The sequence below is a fragment of the Nocardiopsis lucentensis DSM 44048 genome (genome assembly GCF_000341125.1).
In the GTDB taxonomy this organism is placed as follows: domain Bacteria; phylum Actinomycetota; class Actinomycetes; order Streptosporangiales; family Streptosporangiaceae; genus Nocardiopsis; species Nocardiopsis lucentensis.
Window position 1 is genome coordinate 6,281 of the sequence record NZ_ANBC01000249.1, and the last position, 10,031, is coordinate 16,311.

At 71.1% G+C, this 10,031-nt stretch carries 4 protein-coding genes and 2 pseudogenes (1 of these 6 cut by a window edge); 5 read left to right on the forward strand and 1 reads right to left on the reverse strand.

The window, feature by feature from the left end; genetic code table 11:
* Positions 1-2,364 (forward strand): annotated as a pseudogene (gene smc, locus D471_RS33525) (chromosome segregation protein SMC); it begins 1,154 nt to the left of the window's first position.
* Positions 2,365-2,789: 425 nt separating this feature from the next.
* Here the strand turns inward: smc and D471_RS0108415 are convergent.
* On the reverse strand, positions 2,790-5,441 hold the full coding sequence (locus tag D471_RS0108415; RefSeq protein WP_017598207.1) for a S8 family serine peptidase: 2,652 nt from the start codon (positions 5,439-5,441) through the stop codon (positions 2,790-2,792).
* A 625-nt stretch (positions 5,442-6,066) separates the two neighbouring features.
* Here D471_RS0108415 and D471_RS0108420 point away from each other — a divergent pair.
* The 4 genes and pseudogenes from D471_RS0108420 to D471_RS33530 all read left to right on the forward strand — a co-directional run.
* Positions 6,067-7,008 (forward strand): ABC transporter substrate-binding protein, encoded by a 942-nt coding sequence (locus D471_RS0108420; protein WP_017598208.1) that lies wholly within the window; start codon positions 6,067-6,069, stop codon positions 7,006-7,008.
* Positions 7,009-7,110: 102 nt separating this feature from the next.
* Positions 7,111-8,112 carry a FecCD family ABC transporter permease gene (locus tag D471_RS0108425; RefSeq protein ID WP_026127533.1) on the forward strand — a complete coding sequence of 334 codons (1,002 nt, stop codon included), beginning with the start codon at positions 7,111-7,113 and terminating at the stop codon, positions 8,110-8,112.
* 61 nt (positions 8,113-8,173) lie between these two features.
* Positions 8,174-9,358, forward strand: a complete 1,185-nt coding sequence (ftsY, locus tag D471_RS0108430; protein ID WP_017598210.1) for a signal recognition particle-docking protein FtsY — start codon at positions 8,174-8,176, stop codon at positions 9,356-9,358.
* 436 nt (positions 9,359-9,794) lie between these two features.
* Positions 9,795-10,031, forward strand: a pseudogene (locus D471_RS33530) (ammonium transporter); the annotation flags it as partial.

The window sequence follows — 10,031 nt, forward strand, 5'->3', positions numbered from 1 at the left end:
GCGCGCGTGGAGAGCCTGCGCGGTCGGCTCGGTGAGGGGGAGGCCGAGATCGCGCGGTTGGAGGAGGCCGCCCGGCAGGCCGCCGAGCGTGCGGCCCGGGCCCAGACCGAGTACGAGATGGCGGCCGAGGAGTCCGCGGGTCTGGACGAGGGTGACGCCGAGATCGACACCGCCCAGGAGCGGACCGCGCGGCTGCTGTCGGCGGTCGAGGCCGAGCTCAACGAGCTTCGCGACGCCGAACGCGCGGCGGAGCGGGAGCGGTCCGCGCTCGCCGCCCGGAAGGAGGCGCTCGAACTCGGGCTCGCGCACAAGGACGGCGCGGGCACCCTGTTGGAGGCCGCCCCGGACGGCCTGCTCGGCAGCCTGGCCGCGCTCGTCCAGGTGGACCCCGGCCAGGAGACCGCCGTCGCCGCCGCCTTCGGACTGGCGGCCGGTGCCGTGGCCGTGGCGTCCCCGGAATCGGCCGCGGACGCCGTCCGCCTGCTCAGGGAGCGGGACGCGGGCCGCGCCGGGATCGTGGTCGCGGGCGCGGTGCCGGCTCCGCCCCGGCAGGAGTGGCCCGCCCTTCCGGAGGGGGCGCGCTACGCCGTCGACGCGGTGGTCGCCCCCGACCACCTGCGCGGGTCCGTCACAGCCCTGCTCGACCGGACCGCCCTGGCCAGCGACGCCGACCACGCCCGACTCCTGGTCGACACCGTCCCCGGAGTCCGTGCGGTCACACCGGACGGCGATGTGTTCGGCGCGGCGCTCGTCCACGGGGGCTCCGCGGCCGCGCCCAGCCTCTTGGAGGTCCAGGCCGCGGTGGATGAGGCGGCCGAGCGCCTGGAGACGGCCACCGAGACCGCCAAGCGCGCCGCCGCGGACCTGGAGGCCAAGAAGCGCGAACGCGCCGAACTGGCCGAGGGCGCCGAGGAGCTCACCGCCCGCCGCAGGCAGAGCGACCGCAAACGCAACGAGTCCGCTCAGCGTCTGGGCAAACTCGCCGGTCAGGCGCGGTCCGCTGAGGCGGAGGCCGAGCGCTACGCCGCGGCCGCGGCCAAGGCGACCACCTCTCGGGGCGAGGACGCGGACAAGCTCGACCGTCTGGAGGAGGAACTGGCCGAGGCCGAGGAGATGGCCGCCTCCATCGAGGAGGACGCCCCTGAGCCCGAGACCCGTGACGCGCTCTCCACCCAGGCCTCCCGAGCCCGTGCCACGGAGATGGAGCGGCGCCTGGCGGTGCGCACCGCCGAGGAGCGTGCGCGCTCCGTCGCCGGGCGGGCCGAGGCCCTGCGTGCCCAGGCCGCTGAGGAGCGCCGCGCCGTGGAGCGGGCCGCCGAGCGCAGGAGGACCCGCGCCGCCCAGGCCACTATCGCGGAGGCGGTCGCGGAGAGCGCCCGCCTGGCCCTGGAACGGATCCGGGTGTCCCTGGCCGCCGCCGAGACCGAGCGGACCGCGGCCGAGGCGGCGAAGGAGGCACGCGACGCCGAACTGCGGACGGTGCGGGCCCGGGTGCGGGAGCTGTCGGTCGAGTTGGAGAAGCTCACCAGCTCGGCGCACAGCGGAGAGGTGGCTCGGGCCGAACGGCGGATGCGTCTGGAGCAGTTCGAGACCAAGGCCGTGGAGGAGATGGGCGTGGACGTGGCCACGCTCGTGGCCGAGTACGGGCCGAAGGTGCCGGTACCACCGCCCGCTGACGCCGCCGAGGACGCCGAACCGGCGCCGTACGTGCGCGATGTGCAGGTCAAGCGAGCCCGGAGCGCGGAGCGTCAGCTCAACCAGCTGGGCAAGATCAACCCGTTGGCGTTGGAGGAGTTCGCGGCGCTGGAGGAGCGGCACGCGTTCCTCAACGCGCAGCTGGAGGATCTGAAGCAGACCCGTCGGGACCTGCTGGAGATCGTGCAGGAGGTGGACGCGCGGGTACAGGAGGTCTTCTCCTCCGCCTACCTCGATGTGGAGCGCGAGTTCGCCGCGATCTTCGGCCGCCTGTTCCCGGGCGGCGAGGGGCGGCTGCTGCTGACCGAACCCGAGGACATGCTGACCACCGGTATCGAGGTGGAGGCCCGTCCCCCGGGCAAGAAGGTCAAGCGGTTGTCGCTGCTGTCGGGCGGCGAGCGGTCGCTGACGGCGGTGGCGTTCCTGGCCGCGATCTTCAAGGCGCGGCCGTCGCCGTTCTACGTCATGGACGAGGTCGAGGCCGCGCTGGACGACACCAACCTCCAGCGGCTGCTGGTGATCTTCGAGGAGCTGCGGGAGTCGTCCCAGCTCATCGTGATCACCCACCAGAAACGCACCATGGAGGCGGCCGACGCCCTCTACGGCGTCACGATGCAGGGGGACGGCATCTCCCAGGTGATCAGCCAGAAGCTCGACCGCCCGGCCTGACCGAAGGTTTGGGCGCTCGGCTCCGCGATCGCGCGGAGTTCAGGCCCGTCATCGCCCCTCTCCCCTTCCGCATGGTCGGGACCGTGTGGCTCTTGGGCACCTCGTTCACCGGACCCCGGTCGCCTTCGGGGCTGACGGGGACGTGCGCGCCGGTGTTGGTTGCCGGGAGCGGGGGCCACGAGGCCTGTGCCGACACCGGGATCCACAGGCTGGCGTGGGTCCTGATCGTCGCGACCCCGACGTCGGCCGCCCCGGCTGTCACCGTCGGGCGCCGGTCGTGCGGGAAAGAGGAAAGGGAAGGGGCCGCCCCCCCGTGGAGGACGGCCCCGAAGGGCCCAACGCCTGTGCTTGGAACGGTCACCTCAGGGGGTCGCCGTTCGGGCGTCCGGACACGGTCCGAAGCGGAGGACCAGAACGAACACGCTCTAGCCCCGGTCGATGGTGATGACCGGCGACGTCCAGGTCTCCCAGTGGTCGGGGTTGTCCTCGTCGCCCAGGGCCTTGAGCGCGCGGACCTCCAGGCGGTAGTCACCGTCCCGGACCTCGCGGGCCCGGTGCTCGTCGCTGACCGTCCCGTCCCAGACGTAGGAGAAGAACGCCGTGGACGTCTCGTTGCGTCCGACGTTGGTCACGTCCACCGCCACGTTGCGGCGCGGGTGCACCGGGCGGCCGGTGCGCTCGCTGATGACGCGCATCTCCAACCGTGTCACGTGGTGGTCGAAGTGCGCGATGACGTACGGGTAGTCGGGCAGGCCGTCGACCCAGCTCATGGAGTAGGTCGCGCCGTCCGGCTGATGGGCGAAGCTGCCGCCGTTGGACGCGGCGCAGTCCAGGCCGTTGAACACCTCGCACTCGGTGATCCGGGTCAGCCAGGGCAGCTCCTGCACGTTGCCGTCCCCGTCGGTGATCGGGGTCATGGCGTCGATCTCCTGGTAGTCACCGGCATAGGCCGCGTACGGGACCCGGAAGGTCTCGCCGTCGACCTGGGTGACGGTGACGTACCCGCCGTAGAGCAGCTGGTCGAGTTCGGAGGCGGGCGGGGGGATGGTCACCTCGACCTCCACCGACTCGCCCGCACCGACGGTCACCGTGTCGGCGTCGAAGGCCACGTCGGCGAAGGCGTCGTTGAAGGAGGGGGTGAAGGTGCTGCCGTGCGTGCCGAGGGCCGCCTCGTGGCTGAGCTCGTAGGCGGCCTCGGTGTCGCCGTCGTTGGTGATGGTGACGGTCTCGGTCACCGCCTCCTGGGTCTCACCCGGAGCCAGCTTGCCCGGGGCGACGGTCGTCGTGGCGAGGACGGCGCCGGGGACGTCCACCATGCCCGCGCCCTGCCGGTGGACGTTGTCGAGGAAGCCGAGGTCGGGGTTGCCCCACCACGCCTTGGGGTCGGCGCTGTTCTGGAGGACGGTGCGCACCTCGTCGGCGGCCAGTCCGGGACGGGCCTGGAGGAGCTGCGCGACGGCGCCCGCGACGTGCGGTGAGGACATGGACGTGCCGCTGATGGTGGCGTACCCGCCCTGGTCCATCGGGTAGGTGGAGTTGATCAGGCCGCCGGGTGCGCCGATGTCGGGCTTCAGGTCCAGGTCGGGCGACATGCCGTAGGAGCTGAACGAGCTGATCAGGCCGCCGGTCGGGTTGGGGGTGCTGACGGTCTCCTCGGTCCAGGTGAGGGTGACCGGTTCGGAACCCTCCAGGAGCCCGGTCAGGTGGGCGCCCGCCTCGTCGGAGATCCCGATGGAGAACGCGCCCCGGTCGGTGATGCCGCCCCCGGCGAACATGCCGGGCACGTTGTTGTAGATGACGACGCCGGTGGCGCCCGCGTCCAGCGCGGTGTCGTACTTCTCCGCGAAGGTGCAGTTCCCGCGCACGATCAGCGCGGTCTTGCCCGCGGGGTCGCCCTCCAGGGTGTCGCCCAGGGATGTGCAGGCGCGGCCGATGTAGACGAGCTCGTCGGTCTCACCCTCGGTGGGCGGCGCGGCGGCGCTGCCCATCTCCATGAAGGGAAGTGCCTCACCGCTCGGGTTGGCGACCACGGACGCCGCGCGGATGTGGGTGTTGTCGTAGGCGGCCACCCCGATCACGTTCTCGCCCAGGCCGGGGGCGCCGGCCGAGTACAGACCGGTGTCGCCCGAGTTGCCGATCGAGGCGACGACCACCATGCCCTCGTCGACGAGGTTGTCGGAGGCGACGGCGGTCGGGTAACCGGGCCAGCTGTGGGAGGAGCCGATGCTCATGTTGAGCACGTCCATGTCGTCGGCCAGGGCCCGCTCCATGGCGGCGATCATGATGTCGGCCGTGGTGGACCCGGTGCAGCCGAACACCTTGTAGGCGCCGAACTCCACGTCGGGTGCCACACCGGTGACCTGTCCCTCGGCTCCGATGATCCCGGCCACGTGCGTGCCGTGTCCGTTGCAGTCCTGCGGGTCCTCGTCGGGGACGGGGGTGCTGGTGGGGTCGGCGGCGTTGAAGTCGTCACCGACGAAGTCGTGGCCGGTGACGATGCGGTCGTTCGGGAAGCCGCCCGGGCCGCCGAGATCGGGGTGGGTGTAGTCGATACCCGTGTCCATGACGGCGACGCGCAGGCCCTCGCCGGTCAGGCCGAGTTCGTTCTGGCCGATGTCGGCGCCGGTCATGCTCAGCGCGGTGTCCATGTCGGGTTCGGACCGGTCCGGTTCGGGGGCCTCGTAGCGCATGACCGGGTAGATGGCGTTCACTCCGGGGATCTCCCGGGCCGCGCCGACCTGGGCGTCGTCCATCTCGACCGAGAAACCGTTCCACAGTTCGCCGAACGCGTGCCGTTCCTCGTACGCCAGGCCGTACTCCTCGGCCTCGGCGCGGAACCGGCGCTGTTCGCCCTCGACGGCGGCCTCGGAGTTGCCCTCGGCCTTGGAGGGGCCCTCCAGTTCGATGAACCACAGGTCTTCGGCCTGGTGGGTCATCTCGCCGTTCTCGGCGCTGGGGGCCGGGTGGAGGGGGGCGAGCTCCGATCCTTCGTCGGCACTGGCGGGGGCGGCTGTGACGAGTCCCGCTATCAGGGTCAGCCCGGCGAGCGACGCCAGGTGCGAGCGGTGGGATACCACCTTGTCAACACATCCCTTCTCGGTGCGCCGCGGAACACGGGGGGAACGGACCATCCGCACGGTGACGGATTGGCGTGTACCGAGGGATAGCCCGTGGAGTGTCCGTTATCGGTTTTTCGACGCACATAGCACCGAGATCATTGCCGTGAGTCATAAAAGTGTCAATGTTCCCCGAGACTCGATTTGGCCACACGAGGGAATGAATTGAACTAGCAGCACTATTTTTCTCAAAGATCAACAAATCGGACAGGCAAGGCTTTTATTAATCAAACCGACAAAAGGGGTGCAGGTCACCCTCGGGCTGTGATGGAGTCGGTCTGCCGGTCCCGTTCCACGTCAGGGGAGGGTGGAAAAACGGGACTCTAGGTACTGAACAGGGACGAAAAGCTCACGAGTACAGTGGTGGAGTCGGGTCACCGTTGGTGCCCCGGCGGTGTGGATCGAGCGAAGTCCGGTCACGCGGCCCCCGGCCGCCCAATCCGGTGCTGTCCCGCAACTGTGAGGCCCCGCCCGCGCGGGGATGAGCCAGGTCGCCTCGTCCGCACCGACGAACCGTCCTCGTGGGAAGGACAGGCCGTCCCCCGTGGGCCGTGCTCCCCTTCCCCCTGCCCGACCAAGGAGCACAGTGCGGATCGCACGCAGACTTCCCCTCGCACTCCTCGGCGCCACGCTCGCCCTCACCGCGTGCGGCGGCCCGGCCCCCGAGACCGACCAGGACACCGCGCCGGCCGGTGACGGCGCCTTCCCGGTCACCCTGACCGACGCGCTCGGCGAGGTCACCCTCGACGCGGCCCCGGAGCGCATCGTCTCCCTGTCGCCCAGCCACACCGAGATGCTCTTCGCCATCGGCGCGGGCGACCTGGTCGAGGCGGCCGACGAGTACTCCAACTACCCGGCGGAGGCGCCCACCACCGACCTCAGCGGGTTCACCCCCAGCGTCGAGGCGATCGTCGAGTACGACCCCGACCTGGTCATCCTGGCCCGCAGCGCCGAGGAGACCGTCCCGCAGCTGGAGGCCGTCGACGTCCCGGTCCTGACCGTGGACGCCGCCACCGGCATGGAGGACGTCTACGACCAGATCCGCCTGCTCGGCGACGCCACCGGTATGTCCGAGGAGGCCGACGCCGAGGCCGAGCGTGTCGAGACCGAGTTCAACGAGGTCGTCGAGAACGTGCGAGCCGAGGTCGGCGACACCGAGCTCACCTTCTACCAGGAGCTCGACGACACCCTCTATTCCGCCACCTCCGACACCTTCGTCGGCCAGATCTACTCCTCCTTCGGTCTGGTCAACATCGCCGACGAGGCCGACGACGGCACCGCGGGCGGCTACCCGCAGCTGTCCCAGGAGTTCGTCGTCGAGCAGAACCCGGACCTGATCTTCCTGTCCTACGCGGGTGAGGACGCCGTCGGCGCGGTCACCGAGCGGCCCGCGTTCGACACGGTCACCGCGGTCCGGAACGACGCCGTCATCCAGCTCGACGCGGACGTCGCCTCCCGCTGGGGCCCGCGCGTGGTCGACTTCGCCGAGGCGGTCGGCGCGGCGGTCACCGAGAACGCCGGCGCCTAGGTGAGCGGCGAGGCCGAGCCGGAGGCGTCCGCGGGTGGCGGGCGCCGGCCGAGGGGGTCCCGCCCCGTCGCGGGGCGGCCCCTCGGACTTCCGCTCGGGTGGATGGCGGGCGGTCTGGCGCTGCTCGTCGCCTCGGTCCTCCTCGGGGTCACGGCGGGCGCGGCGGACATCTCCGCGGCCGACATCGTCCGCCACCTGCTCAGTCTCGCCTCCCCGGAGGCCGAGAGCCCGCTGACCGACCGGCAGGGGGGGCCGCTGGTCGAACTCCGCCTGCCCCGGGTGGTCATGGGCGTCGTCGTCGGCGCGCTCCTGGCCACCGCGGGCGGCGCCTACCAGGGGGTGTTCCGCAACCCCCTGGCCGACCCGTACCTGCTCGGCGCCGCCGCGGGCGCGGGGCTCGGTGCGACGCTCGTCATCGTCTTCGGTCAGGAGCTGACCGACACGCCCCGGGCACTGGTCCCCGTGGCGGCCTTCGTCGGCGCCCTGCTGGGCGTGGCGGCGGCCTACACACTCGGGTCGGCCGCGGGCGGGGGCGGGACCGCCTCCCTCGTTCTCGCGGGTGTGGCGGTGTCGTCGTTCCTGTCCGCCGCCCAGACGCTCACCCAACAGATCGGCGGGGACAAACTGCTGCGGATCTTCTCCTGGCTGCTCGGCGGGCTGGGGCGCGGCGGATGGGACGACGTCCGACTGGTCGCCCCGTACGCGGTGGTCTCCCTGATGGTCCTGCTCCTGTGCGGCTACCTGCTGGACATGCTCGCCCTGGGCGACGAGAAGGCGGTGAGCCTCGGGCTCAACCCGGGGGCGGTGCGCATCGTCGTCATCAGTGCGGCGTCGCTGGCCACGGCCGCCGCCGTGGCGGTGAGCGGATTGATCGGCTTCGTCGGCATCGTCGTCCCGCACGTCGTACGCCGCCTCGTCGGCTCCAACTACCGGGCGATCCTCCCGGTGACCGTGTTCCTCGGCGGGGCGTTCATGGTCCTGGTCGACATCGTCGCCCGCACGGTGGTGGCTCCGGCGGAGCTGCCCCTCGGCGTGGTCACGGCCTTCCTCGGCGCGCCCTTCTTCCTCGTCATCCTGCGCACCACCCGCCACAGAACCACCTGACGCGCCCCGCCGGAGGGAGGCCCGGCGACCACCGCGGACGCTCTGTAATACTGAGTCCGCTATGGACATCACCTTGCTCGCAATCCTGATCATCGTCGTCGCGCTCCTGGTGGTCGGCGGATCCTTCCTGGTCGTGTCCCGACGCTCGGTCGCGCCGGGCAAGGAGGAGACCAAGCCCGAGGCCACCGGGGAACCCCCGACGGCGGCTCCCGTGGAGGACCGCGACCGAAGCGCCGAGGCGGTCGCCACGCCTCCCGCGCAGGCGCCTCCCGCGGAGGAGGAGGCCGTCAAGCCCGCCGAGCCGGAGCTGGAGACGCCTCCGCCGTCCGCGGGCCGGATGGTGCGCCTGCGCGCCCGGCTCGCCCGTTCGCAGAGCTCCTTCGGGCAGGGACTGCTCAACCTCCTGTCCTCCGACACCCTCGACGAGGACACGTGGGAGGAGATCGAGGACACGCTCATCACCGCGGACATCGGTGTGACGTCGGCCGCCCAGATCGTCGACCACCTGCGCACGCGGGTGAAGGTGCTCGGCACCCGTGACACCGACGAGGTGCGCGCCATGCTCCGCGAGGAGCTGCTCAACCAGATCGGCGCGGACACCGACCGCGCGGTGCGCACCGCGCCGCACGGGGACCGCCCCGCCGTGATCATGGTCGTGGGCGTCAACGGCACCGGTAAGACCACGACCACGGGCAAGCTCGCCCGCGTACTCGTGGGAGACGGCCGCAGCGTCGTGCTCGGCGCGGCCGACACCTTCCGCGCCGCCGCCACCGAGCAGCTCCAGACCTGGGGCAGCCGGGTGGGCGCCCCGGTCGTGCGCAAGGAGGAGGGCGCGGACCCGGCCAGTGTCGCCTTCGACGCCGTCTCCCGGGGGATCGACGACGGCGCGGACACGGTCATCGTCGACACCGCGGGACGCCTGCACACCAAGACCGGCCTCATGGACGAGCTCGGCAAGGTCAAGCGGGTCGTCGAGAAGAAGTCGCAGGTGGACGAGGTCCTGCTGGTCCTCGACGCGACCACCGGCCAGAACGGGCTGCGCCAGGCGCGCGTGTTCGCCGAGGTCGTCAACGTGACCGGGATCGCGCTGACCAAGCTGGACGGCACCGCCAAGGGCGGCATCATCGTGCAGGTCCAGCGCGAGCTGGGCGTGCCCGTCAAGCTCGTCGGACTGGGCGAGGGGCCCGACGACCTGGCCCCGTTCGACCCCGAGGTCTTCGTGGACGCCATCCTCGCCACGGACTGAGCGCGCGGAGGACATCCGAGGCACCGGACGGCCGGGTACCCCGAACGGGGCCCGGCCGTCGCCGTGTCCGGGGGTGTGACCGACGTCATGTCGTGGAAACCCGGTCGCAACACCGGAGGGAACGACCTGTCGTGAGGTTCGTTACCGTTGTGAGATCACCCCGATATGTCGCAAGGAGTGTTCGGAGTATTACTCTTCGTGCGTCGTGTGGTGGTGGATTCGTGCCGGCACGCGATCGTTCGCGTGGAACGATCCATCGGTTCACGCCTCCTTAACACTCCTGGCTGTCCTTTTACACGCGCGCAACATGTCGGCTCAGGACGAGAAACACCCAGGTCGGACAGTGGCGTCCGTGGTGATCCGCACGGCCCGATGATGCGCTCGCTGACGCCGCCCCTGCACGACCATCCCCCGTCCGTCCTACGGAGGCGACGAAATGATTGACTCTGGCAACACCACGTGGCTGCTGGTCAGCGCCGCGCTGGTGATGCTCATGACCCCGGGCCTGGCCTTTTTCTACGGAGGCATGTCGCGGGCCAAGAGCGTCCTCAACATGATGCTCATGAGCTTCGCGAGCATCGCCATCGTCAGTGTCCTGTGGGTGCTCGTCGGGCACTCGCTGACCTACGCCGAGGGGCCGGGAGCTCTCAACCACTTCATCGGCGGGGTCGGC

Excerpts from the sequence above, each read along its gene's own strand:
- ftsY (WP_017598210.1), top strand. The coding sequence starts at position 8,174 with ATGGACATCACCTTGCTCGCAATCCTGATCATCGTCGTCGCGCTCCTG.
- D471_RS0108425 (WP_026127533.1), top strand. The coding sequence starts at position 7,111 with ATGGCGGGCGGTCTGGCGCTGCTCGTCGCCTCGGTCCTCCTCGGGGTC.